Annotated in this window: 21 protein-coding genes; 19 read left to right on the top strand and 2 right to left on the bottom strand. The window is 58.3% G+C overall.

Going from position 1 to position 23,624, the window contains the following annotated elements; genetic code table 11:
- Positions 1-53 precede the first annotated feature (53 nt).
- The 11 genes from HMPREF1631_RS06380 (at position 54) to HMPREF1631_RS06325 (ending at position 16,870) form a co-directional block, all read left to right on the top strand.
- Positions 54-1,349, top strand: coding sequence for a glutamyl-tRNA reductase (locus tag HMPREF1631_RS06380; RefSeq protein ID WP_052047202.1), 1,296 nt, complete (start codon positions 54-56; stop codon positions 1,347-1,349).
- The gene (locus tag HMPREF1631_RS06375; RefSeq protein ID WP_232215460.1) at positions 1,316-2,395 is read left to right on the top strand and encodes a ferrochelatase; all 1,080 of its coding nucleotides are present in this window, start codon (positions 1,316-1,318) and stop codon (positions 2,393-2,395) included. The genes HMPREF1631_RS06380 and HMPREF1631_RS06375 overlap by 34 nt, the downstream gene beginning before the upstream one ends.
- A 14-nt stretch (positions 2,396-2,409) precedes the next feature.
- Positions 2,410-3,153 (top strand): hydrogen peroxide-dependent heme synthase, encoded by a 744-nt coding sequence (gene hemQ, locus HMPREF1631_RS06370; protein WP_034233712.1) that lies wholly within the window; start codon positions 2,410-2,412, stop codon positions 3,151-3,153.
- Positions 3,154-3,537: 384 nt separating this feature from the next.
- On the top strand, positions 3,538-6,762 hold the full coding sequence (gene ileS, locus HMPREF1631_RS06360) for an isoleucine--tRNA ligase (RefSeq protein ID WP_034233705.1): 3,225 nt from the start codon (positions 3,538-3,540) through the stop codon (positions 6,760-6,762).
- Positions 6,759-8,261 carry a folylpolyglutamate synthase/dihydrofolate synthase family protein gene (locus HMPREF1631_RS06355; protein WP_034233702.1) on the top strand — a complete coding sequence of 501 codons (1,503 nt, stop codon included), beginning with the start codon at positions 6,759-6,761 and terminating at the stop codon, positions 8,259-8,261. The genes ileS and HMPREF1631_RS06355 overlap by 4 nt, the downstream gene beginning before the upstream one ends.
- A 172-nt stretch (positions 8,262-8,433) precedes the next feature.
- Entirely contained in the window at positions 8,434-8,850 is a 417-nt protein-coding gene (ndk, locus tag HMPREF1631_RS06350; RefSeq protein WP_034233699.1) for a nucleoside-diphosphate kinase, read from the top strand.
- A 50-nt stretch (positions 8,851-8,900) separates the two neighbouring features.
- On the top strand, positions 8,901-12,485 hold the full coding sequence (gene smc / locus HMPREF1631_RS06345; protein ID WP_034233696.1) for a chromosome segregation protein SMC: 3,585 nt from the start codon (positions 8,901-8,903) through the stop codon (positions 12,483-12,485).
- Positions 12,486-12,587: 102 nt separating this feature from the next.
- Positions 12,588-12,893, top strand: a complete 306-nt coding sequence (locus tag HMPREF1631_RS06340; protein WP_034233694.1) for a hypothetical protein — start codon at positions 12,588-12,590, stop codon at positions 12,891-12,893.
- 113 nt (positions 12,894-13,006) lie between these two features.
- Positions 13,007-14,146, top strand: a complete 1,140-nt coding sequence (gene ftsY / locus HMPREF1631_RS06335) for a signal recognition particle-docking protein FtsY (protein ID WP_034233691.1) — start codon at positions 13,007-13,009, stop codon at positions 14,144-14,146.
- Positions 14,147-14,188: 42 nt separating this feature from the next.
- Positions 14,189-15,742: a signal recognition particle protein gene (ffh, locus tag HMPREF1631_RS06330; RefSeq protein WP_034233688.1), complete on the top strand. Its 1,554-nt coding sequence runs from the start codon at positions 14,189-14,191 to the stop codon at positions 15,740-15,742.
- 153 nt (positions 15,743-15,895) lie between these two features.
- The gene (locus HMPREF1631_RS06325; RefSeq protein WP_052047200.1) at positions 15,896-16,870 is read left to right on the top strand and encodes a DMT family transporter; all 975 of its coding nucleotides are present in this window, start codon (positions 15,896-15,898) and stop codon (positions 16,868-16,870) included.
- On the opposite strand, the gene HMPREF1631_RS06320 is transcribed toward HMPREF1631_RS06325, so the two are convergent.
- Entirely contained in the window at positions 16,791-17,729 is a 939-nt protein-coding gene (locus tag HMPREF1631_RS06320; RefSeq protein WP_034233676.1) for a cation diffusion facilitator family transporter, read from the bottom strand. The two genes, HMPREF1631_RS06325 and HMPREF1631_RS06320, sit on opposite strands and share 80 nt — an antisense overlap.
- A gap of 371 nt (positions 17,730-18,100) precedes the next feature.
- Here HMPREF1631_RS06320 and rpsP point away from each other — a divergent pair, with 371 nt between their 5' ends.
- The 8 genes from rpsP (at position 18,101) to HMPREF1631_RS06280 (ending at position 23,348) form a co-directional block, all read left to right on the top strand.
- On the top strand, positions 18,101-18,565 hold the full coding sequence (rpsP, locus tag HMPREF1631_RS06315) for a 30S ribosomal protein S16 (RefSeq protein WP_034233872.1): 465 nt from the start codon (positions 18,101-18,103) through the stop codon (positions 18,563-18,565).
- Positions 18,565-18,801: an RNA-binding protein gene (locus HMPREF1631_RS06310; RefSeq protein WP_034233673.1), complete on the top strand. Its 237-nt coding sequence runs from the start codon at positions 18,565-18,567 to the stop codon at positions 18,799-18,801. Before rpsP ends, HMPREF1631_RS06310 begins: the two co-directional genes overlap by 1 nt.
- Positions 18,802-18,958: 157 nt before the next feature.
- A complete protein-coding gene (gene rimM / locus HMPREF1631_RS06305; protein ID WP_034233672.1) occupies positions 18,959-19,501 on the top strand; it encodes a ribosome maturation factor RimM in 543 nt (180 codons plus the stop codon).
- The gene (gene trmD, locus HMPREF1631_RS07030) at positions 19,501-20,787 is read left to right on the top strand and encodes a tRNA (guanosine(37)-N1)-methyltransferase TrmD (protein ID WP_084707534.1); all 1,287 of its coding nucleotides are present in this window, start codon (positions 19,501-19,503) and stop codon (positions 20,785-20,787) included. Before rimM ends, trmD begins: the two co-directional genes overlap by 1 nt.
- A 131-nt stretch (positions 20,788-20,918) precedes the next feature.
- Complete coding sequence (gene rplS, locus HMPREF1631_RS06295; RefSeq protein WP_034233670.1) at positions 20,919-21,269, top strand: 50S ribosomal protein L19; 351 nt, start codon at positions 20,919-20,921, stop codon at positions 21,267-21,269.
- 135 nt (positions 21,270-21,404) lie between these two features.
- On the top strand, positions 21,405-22,271 hold the full coding sequence (gene lepB, locus HMPREF1631_RS06290; RefSeq protein WP_232215459.1) for a signal peptidase I: 867 nt from the start codon (positions 21,405-21,407) through the stop codon (positions 22,269-22,271).
- Entirely contained in the window at positions 22,271-22,984 is a 714-nt protein-coding gene (locus HMPREF1631_RS06285; protein ID WP_034233667.1) for a ribonuclease HII, read from the top strand. Before lepB ends, HMPREF1631_RS06285 begins: the two co-directional genes overlap by 1 nt.
- A gap of 4 nt (positions 22,985-22,988) precedes the next feature.
- Positions 22,989-23,348 (top strand): DUF2469 family protein, encoded by a 360-nt coding sequence (locus tag HMPREF1631_RS06280; RefSeq protein WP_052047198.1) that lies wholly within the window; start codon positions 22,989-22,991, stop codon positions 23,346-23,348.
- A gap of 101 nt (positions 23,349-23,449) precedes the next feature.
- Here the strand turns inward: HMPREF1631_RS06280 and HMPREF1631_RS07270 are convergent, their stop codons facing one another.
- The gene (locus tag HMPREF1631_RS07270) at positions 23,450-23,578 is read right to left on the bottom strand and encodes a hypothetical protein (protein WP_255347280.1); all 129 of its coding nucleotides are present in this window, start codon (positions 23,576-23,578) and stop codon (positions 23,450-23,452) included.
- Between the last annotated feature and the right edge of the window lie 46 nt (positions 23,579-23,624).

Raw genomic sequence — 23,624 nt, 5'->3', positions numbered from 1 at the left:
CGGGTGTTGCCCAAAATTGGGAATCCGCCCGGGAATCTGCTTGAATAGTTAGCGTGACTATTCTCAGTGCTTCCGTTCATCACACAACCCACTGTCTCGAAGATGTGGCCTGTGCCGCGGCGCGTCTGCCCCGGGTGGAAGAGATGCTGGAAATCCAGCCGGAGGTGCGCGGATTTCTCACTCTGTCTACGTGCAACCGGGTGGATGTGTATCTTGAAGTGGGCGCCGGCGCGGAAAAACAGATTCGGGAGCTGCTGTGCGGCACATTCTTTCCGCCCTCCGCGGCGCAGGGCACGTCCCCGGGCGCGCCGCAGCCGCTGTTCGCTTCCGGAACAGAGGCAATTACCCACATTTTCCGGGTGGCGTGCGGACTGGACTCGATGGTGGTCGGGGAAAGGGAAATCACCGGTCAGCTGCGCAGGGCGCATCTGCGCGCGATCAATGCCCATACCTCGAGTGCCGCCCTGAACCGGATAACGGAGGCGGCGCTCCATACTTCAAGGCAGGTGGCGCGCAATACGGGCCTGGCCAGTGCCGGAAGGTCGGTGGTTGCCCAGGCACTGCATCTGTGCCGTGACGTCTGGGAAAACGATCCCGCCCGGGTATCGGTGCTTCTGCTGGGCACAGGCGCATATGCGGGAGCCGGCGTGGCAGCACTGCGGGCGCGGCAGATAGAGCGGATTGCGGTGTATTCCAAATCGGGCCGGGCGCAGCTCTTTGCGCGCTCCCATAACGTGCAGGCGGTTTCGGATGCCGATCTGCCCCAAATGCTGCAAAGCTGTGATTTGGTGATTTCCTGCCGCGGACTGAATGCGCCGGTTCTCACCTATGGGCAGCTTGCGGATATCGGAGACCGCCGCACCTCGGTTCTTCCCATTCTGGACCTGGCATTGCAGAGAGACGTGGAGAAAACGGCGCGCAGCCTGCCTTTTATAAAGCTGATAGATTTGGAAACGGTAAAAGAATCCGTTCCGGAAGTGGCCGTGAAACACCTTGAGGCGGCAAAGGAGATTATCTCCCGCGGTGTGGCGGATCTGGAACGGAAACTCACCGCATGCAGGGCCGACTCCGCAGTTGTGGCGCTGCGTTCCTTTATCGGCGGAATGTGCGCCGAAGAAATAGAGCGGATCCCGTGCAAAGACACCTATACGAAAGCCGACCTGGAGTATGCTTTGCGCCATTTTGCCAACAGGGTTGCGCATATTCCCTCCGTGGGTGTGCGAAAAGCGGCGGTAGCCGGTGAGCAGTGGGAGTATCTGCAGGCCCTGCACGCCGTATTCGGAGTGGAGCTGTCTTCCGCGGCAGCTGAAAACGGATGCGTGCCCGACCGGCGGATACGGGAGAGCTGATGGATTTCCGGGAAAAGACGGATGCGGTCCTGCTGTGCAGTTACGGCGGGCCGCGCGCGATGGACGAAGTGCTGCCCTTCATGCGCAATGCCACGCGCGGCAGGGGTATTCCGGACGAGCGGCTGATTGCCGTGAGCAAACATTATGCCCTGTTTGGGGGAGCAAGCCCGATCAACGAACGCAATGAGGAACTGCGGGCCGCCCTGGAGGCGGAGTTGGGAATTCCGGTTACCGTGGGCAACCGGAACTGGACGCCGTATTTTACCGACGCGCTCGAAGACCTGGCCCGCCGCGGACTGTACCGGGTGGCGTGTCTGTTTACCTCCGCATATGCTTCCTATTCGGGATGCAGACAGTACAGAGAGGATATCGCGGCGGCATTGTCGCAGGTTGAAACGGCATCCAAATTCAGGCTGCGAAAAATAGAGACGTATTATACGCTTCAGGGAATGCTGGACGCGGCCGCGGACACCGTAACCCGTGCGCTGCGCGGGCGCGGGGAAACGCATCTGGTGTGCGTCACGCATTCCATTCCGCTGACGATGGAGGAAAATTCGGCCTGCGAAACGAAACCTTCCTACCGCCGTCAGCACGAACTTTTCGGTTCTCTGCTGTGCAGGGAAGTAAGCCGGAATCTGGGGCGGGAAATCCGTCTTGATCTGGCGTACTGCTCGCGCTCCGGCAGTCCGCGCCAGCGCTGGCTGGAACCCGATATTAACGACCGTCTGCGTGCCCTTGCCGCAGACGGGGTAAAATCCGTGGCGGTGTTTCCGATCGGTTTCATCACCGATCATATGGAAGTGGTTTACGATCTGGACACGGAAGCGGCGCAGACGGCCCGGGAACTGAAACTCGATTATCTGAGAATTCCCACACTGGGCACGCATCCGGCATTTGTCCGCGGTTTGGCGGATTTGGTGCGGGGAAATGCGAAACACTGCCTTGCGCAGGTGTGGGATGCCGAATGCGGCGCGCAGTGCTGCGTGCCGCAGAAAAATTACACGTTTTTGCCCACGGTTTTCACAGGAAAAAAAATTAACGGTTAGAAAGGCGATACATCATGGACGACGTACAGCAGCACGGACACGGCAGATACATTCCCGATCCGCGCGACAAAACGGGAATTGACCCGGATGAGGTAAACGCACGGGATAATTTTTCGCTTCAGACGGTGTTCCGTCTGGCAATGCCGCCGAAGCCCGACGGTCTCGCACAATTGGCGCAGGCGGCACAGAAAGCCGTGGAATCGGCAGGAGTGGAGATCCGCGGCTGGTATGATGTGGGCGGTTTCCGCGCGGACGCGGATCTGATGCTGTGGGCGCTGAGCGACAGCGCGGATAAGCTGCAGGCTGCCTACCATGCGTTGGTAAAATCGGATCTGGGTCAGTGCCTCGAACCGGTCTGGTCGGCAATGGCGGCACACAAACCCGCGGAATTTAATCCCCGGCATCTGCCTGCCTGTTTCGGGGGAATTGCCCCGCGCCCCTACTGCGCGGTATATCCGTTTGTGCGCAGCTGGGACTGGTATTATCTGCCCAAGGCGCGGCGCAGCGCGATTCTGAAAGAACACGGGCTGAACGGACGCGACCACATGGATGTGCAGGTATCCACGCTGGCGGCATTTGCCCTGGGGGATTACGAATGGACGATTGCCCTGGAGGCCGATTCCCTGGACCGGATTATGAGCGTGCTGCGCAAACAGCGTGACGCCGAAGCGCGTCTGTTTGTGCGCGAGGATACGCCTTTCTTTACCGGTCCGCGCGTTGAACTGGAAGAATGGGTGAAACGCCAGCCGGTGATGTGAGGCGGAAAAACCCTGTCTGTGCGGCGGCATGCCCGGCATGCCGCCGCATTTTTCCGTCCGCGCGGCTCTGTCCGGCTGCCGGCGGCAGGATGTCTCAATGGTTAAGACCACACCGTTTTCTTTTGTCGGACGTATCCTAATTCGCTATATTGGAAAACAGTTGAAAACCAACGCGGCATTGATCCGGCTATCACCGGGGAGCCTTCGGAAGAACGCGGCGGGAATCCGCCGTCAGTAGAACCGACGGGTCGGATCCGTGAACATCCGTTAATGAGCGGTTTCGGCAGGTCCGCCGTGGCGGGCGCTGCCGGGGCAAGCGGGGTGGTACCGCGGTGAGCGCAAACGCGCTGATCGTCCTCGATTGGACAATATCGAGGAGTTAAATTGAGCGAACAGAAGAAATATCCCCTACATCGGGCAGAGGATGTGGCTGCGTCCGTAGATCTTCCCCATCTGGAAGAGGAAGTGCTCGCCTACTGGGAAAAAGACGGAACTTTTCAGGCTTCGGTAGACAACCGCGAAACGGGCGAAAAAGGCTCCAATGAATTTGTCTTTTACGACGGTCCGCCGTTCGCAAACGGTCTTCCCCACTACGGACACCTGCTCACCGGGTATGTGAAGGATCTTGTGGCCAGGTTCCAGACACAGCTGGGGCATAAGGTGGAACGCGATTTCGGCTGGGATACGCACGGCCTGCCCGCGGAACTCGAAGCAGAGAGGATTCTCGGCATCGAGGACAAATCCGAAATCGAGAGCAAATACGGAATCGAGGCATTCAACGACGCCTGCCGTTCCTCGGTGATGACCTATGCGGGGGAATGGAAAGAATACGTTACCAGACAGGCAAGATGGGTTAATTTCGACGGCGGATACAAAACTCTCGATCCCACATTCATGGAATCGGTGATCTGGGGGTTTAAGCGTCTGTACGACAAGGGTCTCGTGTACGAAGGCTACCGGGTGCTGCCCTACTGCTGGAATGACGAAACTCCGCTGTCCAACCACGAACTGAAAATGGATGACGACGTCTACCAGGACCGCCAGGATCAGACCGTTACCGTCGGGCTGCGCACGGAAACCGGGGAGCTGGCGCTGATCTGGACAACCACGCCGTGGACGCTCCCGTCCAACCTGGCTATTGCCGTGGGCCCGGATATCGATTATCTGACGGTAATGCCCGAAGACGGTCCGCTGGCGGGGGAGAAAGTGCTGATTGCCGAATCCCGCGTGGCGGCCTACGCCAAAGAACTGGGCGAAACGCCGAATGTGGTGGCGCGCTGCAAAGGCCGTGACCTTGCGGGGAAGTTCTATTATCCGATTTATGACTACTACAGCCGGGAAGAAGATGCCCCCGGGAAGAACGCCTGGCAGATTGTTGCCGCCGAATACGTTTCCACGGAAGACGGCACCGGTTTGGTGCATATCGCACCCTACGGCGAAGAAGATATGGATGTGCTGGCAAAAGCCGACATTAAAGTGATCGAAACGGTGGACGACGGGGCGAAGTTCTTCAGCCGGATTTCGGATTATGCCGGGATGCAGGTCTTTGACGCGAACCGTCCGATTATAAACGATCTGCGCGACGGCACGGGCCCTCTGGCGCGCATCGAACCCGCGCACAGATCCGTTCTGGTCCGCGAGCAGTCGCACGTGCACTCCTATCCGCATTGCTGGCGCTGCCGCAAACCGCTGATTTACAAGCCCGTTACCTCGTGGTTCGTGGCGGTTACGCAGTTCCGTGACCGAATGGTCGAACTCAACCGGCAGATCACCTGGATGCCGGAACACATCAAGGACGGAATTTTCGGCAACTGGCTGGAAGGCGCACGCGACTGGTCGATTTCGCGCAACCGCTACTGGGGAACGCCGATTCCGGTGTGGAAGTCGGATAATCCCGAGTATCCGCGAATTGACGTATACGGTTCGTTTGCCGAGCTGGAACGCGATTTTGGACGTCTGCCGCTGGACCGCGAGGGAAAGCCGAATCTGCACCGTCCCTTTATTGACGAACTGACCCGGCCGAACCCGGACGATCCGACAGGCAAATCGACCATGCGCCGGATCGACGACATTCTCGACGTCTGGTTCGATTCCGGTTCGATGAGCTGGGCACAGAAACATTACCCGTTTGAAAACGAGGATTGGTTTGAAAATCATTTCCCGGGCGATTTCATCGTTGAATACATCGGCCAGACGCGCGGATGGTTTTATGTGATGCACGTGCTTGCCACGGCCCTGTTCGACAAGCCTGCCTTTACTTCCTGCATTTCCCACGGAATCGTGCTGGGCAACGACGGGCGCAAGGCGTCGAAGTCGCTGCGCAACTATCCCGATCCGATGGATATGTACAACCTGTACGGATCCGATGCCGTGCGCTGGATGCTGATGAGCTCGCCTGTGCTGCGCGGGGGAAATCTGGTGGTGAACGAAGAGGGAATCCGCGAAGCGGTCCGGCACGTGATTCTGCCGATCTGGAATTCCTATTACTTCTTCGCCCTGTATGCCGCAACCGTGGACGGCGGAAAAGGCTATCTGGCGCAAAAGCTTGATCTGACGGATCCGGCCGCCTCCGGGCGTCTTGATGTGATGGACAGATATCTGCTTGCCCGCACCGGGAAACTGGCGGATACCGTGCGGGATTATTTTGTCGGTCTGGACATCCCCTCGGCGGCGCAGGCTGTGCGGGATTATCTGGATCTGCTTACCAACTGGTATGTGCGTACCTCCAGAGACCGTTTCTGGAACGAGGACCGTGCCGCGTTCGATACTCTCTATACCGCACTGGAGACGCTGTGCCGGGTTGTTGCGCCGCTGCTGCCGATGATTTCCGAGGAAATCTGGCGCGGCCTGACGGGCGGACGCTCCGTGCACCTTACCGACTGGCCGGAATTGCCGCAGCTTCCCGGAGCGCAGGATCTGGTAACGGTGATGGATGAGGTACGTGACGTGGTGTCCAACGCGCATGCTTTGCGGAAAGCCAATAGACTGCGCGTGCGTCAGCCGCTGCGGAGCCTTTCAATCGTCACCGAACAGGATTTGCGTCCGTTTGCACAGCTCATTGCCACGGAAGTGAACGTGAAAGAGGTGAAGATTCTCTCTGCCCGGCAGTCCGGTCTGGAAATCAGCCGGGAGCTCACAGTGCTTCCGCGCGAGCTGGATCCCTCGGTGCGCAAACTTACCTCTGCGCTGTTTAAGGCGGCAAAAGCCGGACAGTGGGAACCGGTTGAAGGCGGCGTGAAGATGCTGATCGATCCGCCGACCGTGCTTCTTCCGCATCAGTACGAACTGGCCACTGTGGTCAGGGCAGAGGCGGGTTCCGTGGCTGCCGTGCTGAACTCGGGAAGTTTCGTGGTTCTCGATACGGTTCTGACTCCGCAGCTGGAGGCGGAAGGCTACGCGCGTGACGTGATCCGTGCGGTGCAGGACCGGCGTAAAGCCGACGGTTTGCATGTTGCCGACAGAATCCGTCTGCAGCTGCAGGTGCCGGACGACAAAGTGGAGGCGGTACGGGCAAATCTGGAGATGATCAAAGCAGAAACGCTGGCTCTGCAGGCCGATGTGAGCGGCGGCGCCGCGCAGATCACTGTGAAAGTGGAGGCTCTTGCGTGAATAAATCGCATGACTCCGAGCCGGATGCGGACCTGGCGGCGCTCAGGGCGCTGCTCGGTTCGGGTCTGATTGTCGGGCCGGATCCGAGCGTGCTTGAGGACGTCATGCACGCCGCGGATCCCTCCGCGGCACCGATTAACGATCTGGCTTTGGAATCACAGGTAGAAGAGATATACCGTGAAATTATCCGGCGTGCGCCCGAGCATAAAGTGCAGCCTTCAACCGAAAGGGTGGAGGCATGCCTGGATCTGCTGGGGCGTCCGCAGGATACCTTCCGCACAATTCACATTACGGGCACAAACGGAAAAACGTCCACCGCGCGGATGACGGAAGCTCTGCTGCGCGAGCGCGGTCTGCGCACGGGTCGGTTTACTTCGCCGCATCTGCACAGCGTGCGCGAACGGATTGTGCTTGACGGGCAGGCAATTTCCCCGGCTGAGTTCGTTGATACCTGGGAAGACGTGCGCCGGGCGATAGAACTGGTTGATGAGCGTTCCGTGGCGGAAGGGGGTTCCCGTCTTTCGTTTTTTGAGGTATTTACGGTGATGGCCTATTCGGCATTTGCCATGCGGCCGATTGATGTTGCCGTTGTGGAAGTCGGCATGGGCGGCAGATGGGACGCAACGAATGTGCTGCAGGCCGATGTGGCGATGCTGATGCCGGTAGCTCTGGACCATCAGCAGTGGCTGGGATCGACCGTGGAGGAAATTGCCGCGGAAAAGCTGGGAATTTTGCATCCGGGCAAGACGCTGGTCTGCGCCCGGCAGGTACCGGAGGTGACGGAGATGGCCGTTGCCTGGGCAAAAGAGCAAAAAGCGATGCTTTATCTTGCCGGACGTGATTTTTCCGTGGAGCACCGGGAACCGGCGGTGGGAGGGCAGCTGCTGACCGTGCGTACGCCGGCGGCTGTCTACCGTGATATTCCGCTGGCGATGTTCGGCGCATATCAGGCGGAGAACGCAGCGGCGGCGCTGATGGCCACGGAAGCCTTTTTCGGCGGCGGCGCGCTTTCCGGCGATGTGGCAGAGCATGCCTGGATGGCGACTTCTTCCCCGGGAAGAATGGAGATTGTTAAAAGTTCGCCTTTGATACTGGTGGATGCCGCACACAATCCGGCGGGAGCGAAAGTCAGCGTGGACGTGCTGGAAGAAAGTTTTCCCGGTCCGCGTGTGGCGGTGTTTTCCGCGATGGCGGATAAGGATATTGAGGGTGTGCTCACGGTTCTTGAACCGGCGTTTGCGGCTGTTGTGGTGACGCAGATGGACGGGGAGCGGGCCGCGGATGCGGATGATCTGGCGCAAACCGCAGCGGGGATTTTCGGAGCGGAGCGCGTATTTACGGAGCCGGATTTGGGCAATGCGATTTCCCGTGCCGCGGATTTGGCGGAAACGGCGGATCCGCAGGCGGTTTCGCCCGCGAGTGTGGTGGTGATCGGCTCTATTCAGCTTGCCGGCGCGGCCCGCGATCTGTTGGGTGCCTACCGTCCCGATTCGCAGTAGTCTTGCGTTCGCCCGCCGGCGGGTGCGGCAGGGGCAGCGGCAGATCCGCTGCCCGAAATGCCGCTTTCCCGTGCGGGAGAAAATGCGGGACGGATCGTGCTTTCCGTCCCGCCGCAGGGACGAAACGCCTAACCGCTCGCCCTTCGGCAGCTGTTTTCGCTATGATGGACACATGGGTGAACAGACGTTGATTTTGGTAAAACCCGACGGTGTGCAGCGCGGTCTCATCGGTGAGATCCTGCGCCGGTTCGAGGCGAAGGGATACACGGTTCAGGCACTGAAAACAGTGCGGGCAACGGACGAACTGCTCGCGCGGCATTATGCCGAACACGTGGAAAAGCCGTTCTATCCCGGAATGGCGGAGTATATGAAGTCGGGAATTATTGTTGCGGCGATTATTGCGGGCGACCGCGTGGTACAGGCAGTGCGCACACTTTGCGGGGCGACGGATCCGACCGAGGCCGCACCGGGCACAATCCGGGGAGATTTGGGCAGGTCATGGGAAAACGGCGTGTTTAATCTCGTTCATTCTTCCGATTCCCCGCAGGCTGCGCGGCGGGAAATCTCAATCTGGTTCGGAGACGAGTAAAACGCCGCCGGCCGGCATTTTAAAAAACACAGACAGGAAACGAATCGTCAGTGCATCTGAAAACATTGGTTTTACGCGGGTTTAAGTCGTTTGCGGCGTCCACCGTGCTGAAATTTGAACCGGGGATCAACTGCGTGGTCGGGCCGAACGGGTCCGGAAAATCGAATGTGGTCGACGCTCTGGCGTGGGTGATGGGCGAACAGGGGGCAAAGAACCTTCGCGGCGGGCAGATGGCTGATGTGATTTTCGCCGGCACGGCAAAACGCCCTGCTTTGGGGCGCGCCGAGGTTTCCCTGACGATCGACAATACCGACGGCGTCCTTCCCATCGAGTATTCGGAAGTAACCGTTACGCGAACGCTTTTCCGTTCGGGCGGCTCCGAATACGCCATCAACGGTACGGCGTGCCGTCTGCTCGATATCCAGGAGCTGCTCTCCGACACCGGAATGGGCAGGGAAATGCACGTGATTGTCGGGCAGGGAAAACTGGACGGGGTTCTTACGGCTTCGGCGCAGGAGCGGCGCGGATTCATTGAAGAAGCGGCAGGGGTGATAAAACACCGGCAGCGGAAAGACAAGGCCCTGCGCAAGCTCGAATCAATGCAGTCGAACCTGACGCGGATCGAAGACCTTACCGCCGAACTGCGCCGGCAGCTGGGTCCTTTGGCGCGGCAGGCTCAAACCGCACGCAGGGCGGAGACGATTCAGCGCACGGTATTTGACGCCCGGGCGCGGCTGCTTGCCGACGATCTTGCCCGTGCGCAGGCTCGTCTTGCCGGGCAGGAATCCGACGGGCAGGATCTGCGGGCGCGGCAGGAAGAATTGGATACGCAGATCGCCCGGGCACGTGCGTCTGTGGAAGAACTGCAGGCAGAAGCGGATCACGCCGGCCCGAATCTTTTTCTCCTCACGGAGTCCCGGCAGCGTCTCGTCTCACTGACGGAAAGATTCCGTGCTTTGGGCGAGCTTGCCGGGGAGCGCGGGCGCTCGCTTTCAGTTCCCGGTCCAAATGGGCAGCGGGGCGAATCTCCGGCGCAGATCCGCGAGCGTGCCGCCCGGGCGCGGGAACGGGAAGAAGAACTGACACGGGAAGTGGATGCCGCCCGCGACGCGCTGCAGGCGGCAGTTGCCCGCCGCGAACGTGCCGAAGAGGACGAACGCGGGATACAGACGCGGCTCTCTTCGCTGAACCGGGCACTGTCGGACAAAAAAGAAACGGAAGCCGCGATAGCGGGCAGAACGGAAGCGGTAAAGTCGCGTATCGAGGCCCTGAGCGAGGAGCTTGAACGCGTAAAAAATGCCGCGCAGGCAGCGCAGGAGCGGAAAAAAGAGGCCGCCGGCCGGGCGGCGCGGCTGGAACAGGAAATTGTTGCGCATACGGACGGGGACGACACTCTTTCCTCCGCACACGAACAGGCCGCACGGGAGCTGCAGGATGCAAAAGACGCCGCGGAAAAGCTGCGCCGGGATTTTTCCGCCGCACAGACTGCGGCGGTGCAGTGGGAAACAAAAGCCGAAACGCTGAAAATGTCGCTTGAGCCGCAGGACGCTTCGGCGTGGGTCCTTGCCGAATACAAACAGGGGATTAAAGGTCTGGTCCGCGACGCGATCAAAATTATGCCCGGCTGGGAAGCCGGTATCGAGGCCGCACTTCCGGCAGCCGCCTGCGCAATTGTGGGCGGATCGGCGGAAGATGCCGTTGACGTGCTGCGGGCCGCGCGCAGCGGAGGTGCCGGACGTGTGGAAATTCTGGTCGGCAAACCCAAAAACCCGGCGGAAGGTCAGCCGGAAGAGTCTGCCGGCCGGCGCGCGGGCGCGGCAGTGCTGAAACACTCGGGTTTCGGCAAAACGCAGGCGATATTGGCGGCCGAAGCCGTGCAGGGAGAGGGAAGTGCGGCCCGGACGGTAAGAATGATCCTGGACGGCACGATTCTGGCCGCCGATCTGGCAGTTGCCGAAGCCCTGCTCAAACAGGGTGCGCAGCGTGTTGCCACTCCCGCGGGCGACGTACTCACCCCGTATCATGTGCGCGGCGGGCAGACCGATTACACGGCCGTTCTTGCCCGGGCGGCGCTCTGTGCGGAAGCATTTGGGCATACGGAGGACGCGCAGAGGCAGGCGCAGCGTCTGCGCGGGGAACTGTCCGCCGCCGCGGAGCGTCTTTCCCGCGCGGAAGAAAAATCCGCGGCTCTGGCGGCACGTCTCAATGCCCGCGACGCACAGCTCGGCGCGGCGGGTGCGCAGTTGGGAGTGCTGCGTCAGTCTCTGCGCGCAGTGGAGGAAGAACTTGCGCGCAGCGCCGCCCGCGGGCAGAAAATAAGGGACGATCTGGAGTCTCTGCGCGCACAGCGGGACGAACTTCTCCGGGAAAAAGAACTTTCGGAGGGCACTTGCGCAGATATTCCGAATCGGATAGCGGAGTTTGAGCACAGCCGCGCCGAAGCGCACAAAACTGCCGTGGCTGCGCGCGGCGCGGAAACGCAGGCGCGCCTGGCCCTGCGCACACGCGAAGAACGTCTGCGTGCACAGGCAGGAAAAGCCGATGCCCTTGAGCGCACGGCACAGTCCGTGCAGGAACGTATTGCCGCCGAGCAGCGCGCCGCGCAGCGCCGGGCGCAGGCGTCTTTGACCGCGCAGCGGATCGGGAAAGACGCCGATCGGGCGCTGGCCCGGGCAAAAGAGATTTTGCTGCAGACGGAACTGCGGCAAAAGGAGGCCGAAGAACAGCGTGCCCGGCGGGAGAAGGAACTGGCCTGTGCCCGCAGACTCGTGGACGGGCTCTTGCAGCAGATCCGTGAGCTGGAAGAAAAGGCCCACGCGCGCGAATTGGTTTTGGCCCGGCTTCGGGAGCAGTGCGGGCAGCTTGCGTCCAAAGCCGCAGAAGATACGGGAATGGACGCCGGGGTGCTGATCGAGGAATTCGGACCCCATCTGCCGGTCCCCACCCCGGAAGGCGGAGAAATGCCTTTTGTGCGCGAACAGCAGGAAAAACGTCTGGAACAGGCGACGCGCGCCCTGGCCCGTCTGGGAAAGATAAATCCTCTGGCTTTGGAAGAGCACGCTGCTTTGGAGGAACGCCTGAAGTATCTCACCGGGCAGCTGCAGGATCTGCACGCTTCACGGGCCGATCTGCAAAAAATCGTGAAAGACGTCGATGCCCGTGTAGAGGAAATAATGCGCACCGCACTGGCGGATGTGGCAAGGGAATTCAAAGATATTTTTTCCCGTCTTTTCCCCGGCGGAAAAGGGCAGCTGGTATTTACCGAACCGCAGTCCGCGCTGACTACGGGGGTGGAAATTGAGGCCCGGCCTCCCGGGAAACGCGTCAGGCGTCTGTCTCTGCTTTCCGGCGGGGAGCGTTCCCTGACCGCGATTGCGTTTCTGGTGGCTATTTTTAAGGCCCGCCCTTCGCCTTTCTATGTGATGGACGAGGTGGAAGCGGCTTTGGACGACGTCAATCTGTCGCGTCTGCTTGATATTTTCCGCGAACTGCAAAACCGTTCCCAGCTGCTGGTGATTACGCATCAGAAGCGGACGATGGAGATCGCCGACGCTCTTTACGGAGTGGCGATGAAAGAGCAGGGGGTAACGGGTGTGGTTTCGCAGCGGCTGAAAGAAATAGCGGCAATGTTATAAAACGATCTTTCGTTGTTATCAAGCCGTTATAAAGCATGTGAAATACGTAAAAGTATCGGCGTGTGCAGTGACTGGAGAGGAGAAATAGTTTAGAAATGAAATGTGTGGATTATAATTTTTTCGTTCCTGATTATTGCCCTCGCCGGGTATGTGATTTATGTTCTGCTCGGTGAGCAGAAAGCGGCCGAAACGGGCCGGCTGATAGAAGATTCGTTTGCCGCATGGAAGAACAACGAATTCAAAGAGACGCGCTTTGAAGTCGAACACGACAAGACTTCGGTTACGAAAATGTTTGAGACTTTTCCGAGCGCCACGCAGGGTTATCTTACCCTTGAGGAAATCAACGAGACCGTATCGGATCTGACTCCGACCTATCTGCGGAAAAAGTTTTCCGAAACCGCCCTGTGAATCCTTTCCGTGCGGGTGCCCCGCGCGGGCAGGAGAAACAGCAATGAAGTGAAATTGCCAAAGATTTTGCAAAATCTTTGGCAATTGTGTTTCCCGTAGGAGAAAATGAAAACATGAATACCGCCTTGATTCTTTGTCTCGTTCTGGGGGCAGTGTTGGTTTTGTGCATTGCCGCCGCCGCAGTTTTGGCAATAAAGAAGCATTCCCGCCGCGGCGCGCAGTGCGCGGGGGAAGAAAAGACTGCGGAAGATCTTTCTTCGGCGCAGGTATCTTCTTTGCGGGAAACTGCGGAGACGTCTGCCGCTGCGCAGGGTACGCAGCCCCCGCTTTCCGGAATGCGGCGTCTGCGCGCCCGGCTGGCGGTTTCCGGCGCTTTTGGCCGGGCTCTGCTGGGAATTTTGGCGAAAGATAAGCTTTGCGCACAGGACTGGGAAGAACTTGAAGAGACTCTGCTCATGGCGGATCTGGGTGTGGACGCGACAGACGAACTGCTGAACAGCCTGCGCCGCGAAATGCAGATACAGGGCAAAGACGCCGCGGATGCGCGCACTCTTCTGCGCTCGGAGCTGCTGAAGCTGGTACATACGGACAAATCGCGCGAACTTAACCTAGCTTCCGGACGGAAAGAAGAGGGCGCAAAAGTGCCGGACTGTGTGCTTCTGGTCGGAGTAAACGGAACGGGGAAAACCACCACGGCAGGCAAACTTGCCCGTTTCCTTATTTCGGAGGGAAAAACGGTTGTTTTGGGCGCGGCAGACACATTCCGTGCCGCCGCCGCACAGCAGCTGCGGACGTGGGGGCAGCGTGTGGGCGCACAGGTTGTAAGCTCCGAAAAGGAAGGCGCGGATCCGGCTTCCGTTGCGTTTGACGCCGTAAAAACGGGATGTGCCGCGCAGGCGGATGCGGTGCTGGTGGATACGGCGGGCCGGCTGCAAAATAAGGCAGGGCTGATGGATGAGCTGGGAAAAATAAAACGGGTTATGGAAAAACAGGCTCCCGTCACGGAGGTGCTGCTGGTCCTGGACGCCACCACAGGGCAAAACGGACTGCAGCAGGCGCGCGTTTTCGGCGAGGTGACGGGACTGAGCGGAATCGTGCTGACCAAACTCGACGGTACGGCAAAAGGCGGAATCGTGATCGCGGTTCAGCGTGAACTGGGCGTACCCGTAAAATTCGTGGGTCTCGGAGAAGGGCCGGATGATCTGGTACCCTTCGAACCGGAGGAATTTGTGGATTCCTTACTGAGCAAATAACACTTTCCGACATACATACCGCAGACAGAACCGGGGCAAACAATGTTTAATTCTCTTTCGGACCGTATCACCAATTCTTTGCGCAATCTGCGTAAGCAGGGGCGTCTGCGCGAATCGGATGTGGAAGCGGTAATCGGCGATATCCGCCGGGCGCTGCTGGAGGCCGACGTGGCTTTGCCCGTAGTCCGTTCATTTACGGCCGGCGTACGGGAAAAAGCAACCGGCGCACTTGTTTCCCGGGCGCTGAACCCCGCACAGCAGGTAATCAAAATCGTCAACGAAGAACTGATCGAAGCGCTGGGCGGCGATACCCGCGAACTTAATTGGGCGCACGGGGAACCGACGGTAATTATGCTTGCCGGTCTGCAGGGCGTGGGAAAAACCACTCTCGCGGGAAAACTCGGAAGATGGATGCGCGAAAACGGAAAGCGCCCGCTGCTGGTTGCCTCCGATCTGCAGCGTCCGAATGCGGTTAATCAGCTGCAGATCGTCGGACAGCAGGCAGGCGTGGAAGTATGGGCACCGCAGCCGGGCAACGGCGTCGGCGACCCCGTTGAAGTAGCGCGCAGCGGTGTGGAGTATGCCCGGCAGAACGGTTTTTCGGCGGTGATCGTGGATACCGCGGGCCGTTTGGGAATCGATGCCGAAATGATGGACCAGGCATGCCGTATCCGCGACGCGGTGCATCCGCACGAAATTCTTTTCGTGCTCGACGCCATGGTGGGGCAGGATGCGGTAAACACATCGCTGGCTTTCCGCGACGGCGTGGGATTCACCGGCGTCGTGCTCTCCAAACTTGACGGCGATGCCCGCGGAGGTGCCGCCCTCTCGGTGAGGGGAGTGACGGGCAAGCCGGTTCTGTTTGCCTCCACGGGCGAGAAACCCGACGCCTTCGAACGTTTTCATGCCGACAGGATGGCTTCGCGCATTCTCGATATGGGCGATCTGCTGACGCTGATTGAAAAAGCGGAAAAAACCTGGGATGAAGAACAGGCCCGGGATCTGACCCGAAAAATGGCGGACGGCAGTTTCACTCTCGATGATTTCCTTGATCAGCTTGCACAGATGCGCAAAATGGGATCGATGAAAAAAATTATGGGGATGCTTCCGGGCATGAACCAATACCGGGAGGCCCTGGACAATTTTGACGAGCGGGAAATTGACAGGCAGATAGCCATCGTCCGGTCAATGACGAAAGCCGAACGCACGGATCCGAAGATTCTAAATGCTTCGCGCCGGCAGCGCATTGCCCGCGGTTCGGGCACAACGGTGCAGGAAGTAAACTCTTTGATGGACAGGTTCGACGCCGCCAGGAAAATGATGCGGAATATGTCGCGCGGCGGCCAAATGCCGGCGGTCCCGGGAATGCCGAAAATGCCGGGTGTCGGCGGAGGATATACGAAAAAGCAGAAGAAAAAGAATGGCAGACGCACTTCCGGTTCAAAGAAAGGGCGTTCGGGCAATCCGGCAAAACGCCGGCAGCAGGAACTGGCGGCCCTGAAGGGCAAAGAGAAAGCGGGCAACGCATTTGGGGTAGTGCCGAAAGAGGAAACTCCGGAGGCAGACCTCGCGGCGCTTGCAAAATATCTCCGTTAGGGAGTGTGTTTCCGCACCTTAGTGCGTTGTTTACGTCTCATCGGCCCGGATAAGCCGGCAAGTGAGGCATGCCGTATTTTAAAATGGTGGCTTCATACAAAAATTTGCCGTTTATTCGCATACGGCATGAAGGCGGGGGAGAAGAAAATTAATATGGAAAAGCGGCGGAGCAAAGAAGAATATGCGAAATCTTTGTCGATGCTTGTGGCAAGTGCGCTGATTTTCGGGTCGATTGGAATTTTCCGGGAGTTTATACCGCTTCCCTCGGCCTGGATCGTGTTTTTCAGGGGAGCGGTCGGGTGTCTGTTTCTGCTGGCGTATATGCGCATGTCGGGGAAAAGAATCAGATTTTCCTGCAGCCGCAAAACCCTGCTGCTTCTGTGCTGCTCCGGAATTCTGATCGGCGCAAACTGGGTCTGTATCTTTGAGGCGTATATTTATACGGGCGTCCCGGTTGCCACTCTGTGCTGCTACCTGGAACCGACGATTGTGATTATTTTGGCCACGTTTGTTCTCCATGAACGCTTTACGCTCAGAAAAGCCGTGTGCGTGCCCGTTTCGCTCTTCGGAATGGTGCTGGTTTCCGGCGTATTTGAAACCGGTATTCCGGGAGGGGAAAGTCTGACGGGGATATTTTTGGCGCTGTTCGCCGGTTTTGCCTATGCGGTTGTGGTGATCGTAAACAAGATTCTGCGGAACGTGGGCGCGGCGGAAAAGACGCTGGTGCAGCTGGCGGCGGCCACGGCAACCATGGTGCCGTATCTTTGCGTGATCGGCGGTTTTCCGCTTTCGGCGCTGACCGGGTCTACGCTCTGCCTGCTGCTGACGATGGGTGTCGTGCACACCGCGGTTGCCTACCTGTTTCATTTCGGGTCGCTGACTTATCTGAAGGCGCAGACTGTGGCGTTCGTCAGCTATCTGGACCCCGTAACGGCACTGATCCTTTCCGCGGCGGTTCTGAATCAGCGGCTGACGCTGCTGGGTCTTGTGGGGGCCGTTCTCGTGCTCGGCTCGGCGCTGGTGTGCGAGATGGGGAAGAAACCGGGTTTCAGGAATCTAAAGGTACGAATCCCTCGGGGATGTCTTCATAGGAAGCGGGATCGGAAATCGGTTCGATGTGAATCGTGACTTCCGCGTGTTTTATTTTGCCGGCAATCAGTTTTTCCACTTTCATTGCGAAGTCGTGCCCCCGGCGTACCGTCCAGTCATCCGGCACCTGTGCGTCAAGGCAGATGTAACGCTGTCTGCCCGAGCGCCTGGTGCGCAGGCCGTGAAAATCGATTTCCTTTGTGCGCAGGGACTGCAAAACCTCCACAATTTTGGCATTCTCCTCCGTCGGGAGGGTTACGTCCATTAAACCGGCAAGCGCGGAACGGATGAGACCGATTCCGATGTGGACGATGTTCAGAGCAACAAGAATTGCGATCAGCGGGTCAAGAATTTCCACTCCCGTGGCCCAGATCACGGCGACGCCCGCAAGCACGCCGCAGGTGGTGACAACGTCGGTGAACAAATGTTTTCCGTCTGCCTGCAATGCCGGAGAATCGTATTTTTTCCCCGCACGGAGGAGATATACGCCGGTAACCGCATTGATCAGCGTGGGGACGAGGGACACGGCAAGACCCCATCCGATGTGTGACAGCTCGGAGGGGTAGATCAGGCGGCAGGCGGCGGAAAAAATGATCAGTGCCGCCGCGCCGAAGATCATTGCGCCTTCCGTCGCCGCAGAAAAATATTCCGCCTTGCTTCTGCCGAAAGTGTAGCGCTCATCTGCCGGTTTTGCCGCCAGTTTCAGTGTGATCAGGGCAATGACCGCGGCAACGAGGTTTACTGTGGATTCCATTGCGTCCGAAAGCAGGGAGACGGAGTTTACGATGAGATATGCGCCCGTTTTTAATGCAATCGTGGCAAGGGCGGCGAGGATGGAGACCCAGGCGAAATGCGTGAGATCGGCAGGTTTTCCGTTTTCCGTTTTTGTACCGTACATAGTTTCATTGTGCTGATTTTATGTGGGTTTTGCACGCCCGCCGTCCGCGCTGCGGTGAGTGTTTGCGCACAGTGCGGAGGACCGAATAATTTGGTTTTACTCCGACCTTCGGAAAAGTTTTTGCGGGCGAACGGCAGTGCGGCAGATTTTATGTGTCGGGTCACAGAAACTTTCCGTGAGCGGTACCACCGTGCAGTTTGGCGGATAGCTGTAATTTTCCGCCGGAATCCGGCACAATTATTGGGTACCTTGGGTGCGGGTCGGACGCCCTCTCTTGTCCGGCCGGTCCCGAAGTTAGGAAGATTCGGAGTCCGTGTTCCCACCGGGCAAGGTGTTTTCCGCAAGCAAAAGAACTAGGAGTGACCGCACAGGTGGCAGTCAAAATTCGTTTAAAGCGTATGGGTAAGATCCGTGAAGCCATTTACCGCGTGGTTGTGGTGGATTCGCGGAAGAAGCGCGACGGGCGCGTAATTGAGGAGATTGGTTTCTACAACCCCAATACGGAGCCTTCTACCATCGATATCAATTCCGAACGTGCCCGGTATTGGATTTCCGTCGGCGCACAGCCGACCGAGCCGGTGCTGGCGCAGCTGAAGATCACCGGCGACTGGCAGGCGGCAAAAGGCCTGGAAGGCGGTTCGACGCTGAAGACCGTGGAAAAGGTTGATCTGCAGAAGGCGCGTGAGGAAGCAGTGCAGGCTGTTCAGGACGATGCCGAAAAGCGCCGCGCACAGAAGGCCGCGGCCCGCGAGAAGGCCGAAGCCGAAGCAAAAGCGGCCGCACAGGCCGAAGCGGCTGAGAGTGCAGAACAGGCATCCGAATCCGAGGAAGCCTAATGCTGGCCGAAGCTCTTGAACATTTGGTCCGCGGGATTGTTGACCATCCCGACGATGTCGAGGTAACCGGACACACCAACCGGCGCGGCGAACTGCTTGAAATAAGAGTGAACCCGCAGGATTTGGGGCGGGTTATCGGGCGCAACGGGCGCACCGCAAAAGCCCTGCGTACGGTGATCAATGCGCTGTCTACGAACGGTTCGGTGCGGGTAGACGTTATCGAAACCGACCGCTGAACTGATTTTTTGCGAATGACCTGCGTTTATGCGCGGGTCATTCGTGTTTTTCGGCGAATGTTTCCGGCAAATGGCGGATCTGTGGGCCGCGGTATAAGCCGTGCGGGATGTCTTTCGTATATTATTAAGTAAATGCGAGCTGTTGCGAGGAGTGTAAATGCGGTTATTGGTGGCTGTGATCGGCGCGGCGCACGGTTTAAAGGGAGAAGTTAAACTTGACGTGCGTACCGATGTGCCGGAGGAAAGATTCGTTCCCGGCACGGAGATTGAAACCGAGCCCGCGGCGGCAGGCCCCCTGCGGATACTTTCGGTACGTTCCCACAGGGGCGGCACGTATGCGAAATTTGAACAGATATCGGACCGCACGGCGGCCGAATCGCTGCGCGGCGTGCAGCTGGTGATTGAATCGGATGAAACTGCGCAGGAAGAAGATGCGTGGTACGAGCATGAGCTTCTCGGTTTGGAGGCACTGGATCCGCAGGGCCGCAAACTGGGCACGGTATCCGGTCTGCAGCCCATGCCCGCGCAGGATTTGCTGCTTGTTACCGAGCCCGGCGGACGGGTGGTGCAGGTTCCTTTCGTAAAAGAAATTGTTACGGAAGTTGATCCGGAGGGCCGCCGTGCGGTGATCGACGCGCCCTGCGGGCTGTTTTCCCAAGACGGTCCGCAAATCGGCGGGGATGCTGCGGAGAAGGCATAATGCATTTCAGTATTCTTACTATTTTTCCGCAGTTTTTTTCGGCATTGGACTGTTCTTTGGTGGGTAAGGCGCAGGAGCGCGGCATTATCCGCGTTGACGTGCACAATCTGCGTGACTGGACTTCCGACGTGCATCACAGCGTGGACGATGTTCCCTATGGCGGCGGCGCGGGAATGGTAATGCGCCCGCAGGTTTGGGCCGCAGCTGTCGACAGTGTGCGCGGAGCCGGGAAAGCCGTGCTGGCCGTGCCTTCGCCGGCGGGAAAACCGCTGCGGCAAAACGATTTGCTGCGTCTTTCCCGGGCCCGGCAGATCATTATTGCCTGCGGACGCTATGAGGGAATAGATTCGCGTGTGACGCAGTATTACGCGCAGCAGAGAGATCTTGAGGTATTTGAGTATTCCCTGGGTGATTATGTGCTTAACGGCGGGGAAGTCGCGGCAGTGGCGCTTGTGGAAGGAGTTTCCAGGCTGCTGCCGAAGATGGTGGGCAACCCGGATTCCCTGACGGAAGAGTCGCACGGCGCAGAAGGAATTTTGGAATATCCGATTTATACGCGTCCTGCCGTGTTTCGCGGGATTCGCGTACCGGAAGTGCTGACTTCGGGAAATCACGGTGCCGTGGAGCGTTGGCGCAGAGACGAGGCACTGCGCAAAACCTGTCGGCGCCGTCCCGATTTGATCCAAAATCTTTCCTGTGCGCGCCTCGGTGCCCGTGACCTGGAAGTGCTGGCGGAATACGGGTGGTTTGCCGGGCCGGGGGAGGCGCGGCTGTGCAAAACGGAATTCGGGAAAGCCGATTTTGCCGGGCCGGGGGAGGCGCGGCCGGGTTCTTTGCCTGCGTTTTCGCAGATGTGCGCATCTGCGGCGGATCTTGGGGCACAGTATGTTTATACGGCTGTGTACGAAGGAAAAACGGTTGCCTGCGCTTTTGTGTCCGCCGCCGGGGAATGTGTTTCGCCAAAGAACGGGGAAGACGGGCATTCTCCGGCCTGTGTTTTGCAGCCGGTGTTTGATCCCGCCTGGGATACCGACCGTTTCCGTGTCGGATTCACCGCCCGGAGCGTGCATGCCCTGCGCAGCGAAGCGGAGAATTTGGCATACTCCTGTCTGTATCTTCGCGTGGAAAAAGGAAACAGGGATCTGCAGCGTTATTACCGGAGTCTGGGGTTTAGGCAGGTGCGGGGGATATTTCCCGCAGCCGTGAGCGGCAATGAGGGGAATCACATTGCCGGCGGGCGGGGAAAAACAGATATAACTATGGTTTTTCCGTTAAGTGTGGAATAATAATTAAGTTGTCTCATCTTTGTGAATGCGAAATCTGCCGCAGGGGAGGAGCATTCCGATGAGTTTGCAAACCGGATTGAAAAATCCCCAACCCCACTCTGACCTGCGTGCAGGGTGAGAAAAGATGAATCATGGAACTTCTTCGCAAAGTTACACAGTCACATACCGTTGAGCGTCCGCAGTTCAGGGCGGGCGATACCGTAAAGGTAAGCGTGAAGGTTGTGGAAGGCAACCGGCACCGTATTCAGGTTTTTCAGGGCGTGGTTATTTCCCGCAAAGGCGGGGACGGCGTGAGTGCAACCTTTACCGTGCGCAAGTCGTCTTTCGGTGTGGGAGTGGAGCGTACGTTCCCGCTGCATTCTCCGAACGTGGATGCAATTGAGGTTGTGACCCGCGGAAAGGTGCGCCGGGCGAAGCTGTACTATCTGCGTGAACGTCACGGCAAGGCGGCAAAGATTAAAGAAAAGCGTGTTGACGCATAAACATCCGCCACACACAGCGTATTTCCCCCGCGGGCACACCCGTGGGGGAAATTTTATGCAACGCTGCACATTCGGCGGGGGTGTTCGCCAAACTCTGTGGCTGCACAGGGTAATATGAATAGCGAAAAAAAACTTTTGGCTGATTGGTTTTCTATGAATATGCAGGATTCGTTTCCGGATACGGATACGGAAGAGAACGGCGAAATGCCGCCGTCGTTTCTTCCCGCCGTGCGCCCCGCACACCATGACGAAGATGCGCAGGATGCCGAAGACCGATTGGAAGAATTGGAAACAAAACGGGAAAAGCCGCGGAAAAGTCTGCCGGCACGGATTTTCGGCAGTATTTTCGAATTTTTTGTGGTGGCCGTTATTTCGCTGTTTGTGGCGGTTTTGCTGAAAACATACCTGATTCAGCCCTTTGAAATTCCTTCCGAATCAATGGCCCGGACCTTAATCACGGACGATCGGATTTTGGTCAATAAACTTGCCAATTCGGAGAGCAGGCTGCACCGCGGGGACGTCGTTGTTTTTATCGACCCCAATAACTGGCTGGCGGGAGTGCAGCTGCAGGAGCCCACGGGCCCGGGGAAATATATTAACCGTTTTGGGCAGGCGATCGGTATTCTTCCGCGCAATGCGGGCAACCATCTTGTAAAAAGGATAATCGGAATGCCGGGAGATCATGTTGAATGCTGTTCGGCAAACGGAAAACTGAAAATCAACGGCAGGGAAATTACCGAGCCCTACCTGTATCCCGGTGCGGCTCCCTCGGATACGGAATTTAATGTAACCGTTCCCGCGGGCCATCTGTGGGTAATGGGAGATAACCGCTCCAATTCAAAAGATTCGCGTTTTCATCAGAAGTATTCCGGATTCGGTTTCGTGCCGATTAAAAATGTGGAAGGAAGAGCCTGGCTGAGAATGTATCCCTTCGACCGGTTTGCGCGGCTGAAAGACGAATCTTCCGTTTTCAGCCGGGTGCCGGCGGCGAAAGACAGATAATGGCACAGACCCTCCCTTCCCGGGCGACGGAGAAGGAACTGCTGGCACGGTATTCCCGCCGGGCGGGGCGCAGTGTGAACCTGGCAGGTGTGGACGAAGTCGGCAGAGGTGCGATTGCCGGTCCCGTCGGAGTGGGAATATGCGTTGTTGACGCAAACACGGATGACGGCTTTCCCTGCCGTCTGCGCGATTCAAAGCTTCTTTCCCCGCGGATGCGCCAAAATCTGGCGGAGCCTTGCATACAGTGGGTAAAGGCCGCGGCCGTGGGATACGCCGAGGCGCCGGAGATTGACAGATACGGTATTGTCGGGGCGATGCAGATAGCCGCCGCGCGCGGCGCGGAAGATTTGCGGGCCCGCGGAATCACTCTCGATTTGGTGCTCCTGGACGGGTCGCATGACTGGTGGAGCGCGCCCACACTGTTTGCCGATATGCCGCTGCCCCCTGCTCTGCCGGTGCAGACGGAGGTAAAAGGCGACGCCCGGTGTGCCGTGGTTGCGGCTGCTTCGGTACTGGCCAAAGTGGGACGCGATAAGATTATGGAAGATCTTTCGCAGAGCTACCCCGCATACGGCTGGGAAAAAAACAAGGGATATGCGACGAAGGCGCATATTGCGGGAATCGGCCGGGCGGGTCTGTCCGCGCAGCACCGTAAGTCATGGAAAATACCGGGTGTAAAACAGGGCGGTTCGGACAATAATCGGGTAGTCTGAAATCATGCACGAATCCGAAACATACACCTGTGAGGCGGAACTTGCCCTATACCGCGAATACCGCGAAGCTGCGGAGCGTTTTCGTTTTTCCGTGGAAACGGAAAGACGTTCCTATCTTGCAAACGATGCGGAAGTTAAGGTGCGCGCCGCAGAAAACGGGGACGTGTTTTTTGAAGTTCTGCTGACCGACGCATGGGTGTGGGATGCCTACCGCCGCAACAGATTTGTCCGTTCGGCGCGCATTGTGACCTTCAGAGACGTGAATGTGGAGGAAATTGAAAGCCGCGGGGCAGATTCTGCCGTGCCCGCGGAGGAAGATACGCCCGGAAGCGGCGAACCTGCAGACAGGCTGCGCAGAGGGTAGTTTTTGCCGAAATAAGCATCGGTGCCCATCTGTTGTGTGCAAGACTGCGAAAAGCCCGAAGTATTTCGAACCGCTACGCGCCCGGTATCCGCGCAGGCGCGTTAAAAACGGTTCGGGAAACCGCAGCCGTAAACCGAAGACTGCTGTGTTCCGCCTTCTGCGGGCGCGGCAGGCTGTTGCGTGTATTGCCCGGCTGTCCACATCGGTTCGGCATATACCCGATTATCCACGGTTTTCTTTTCCCTGCGGAAAGATCAGGTTTCAAATGATGAAATA

The sequence above is a fragment of the Arcanobacterium sp. S3PF19 genome (assembly GCF_000758825.1).
Classification (GTDB): Bacteria; Actinomycetota; Actinomycetes; order Actinomycetales; family Actinomycetaceae; genus Arcanobacterium_A.
Note: the sequence above shows the minus strand (reverse complement) of the source record. Positions and strands in the feature narration are given on the sequence as shown.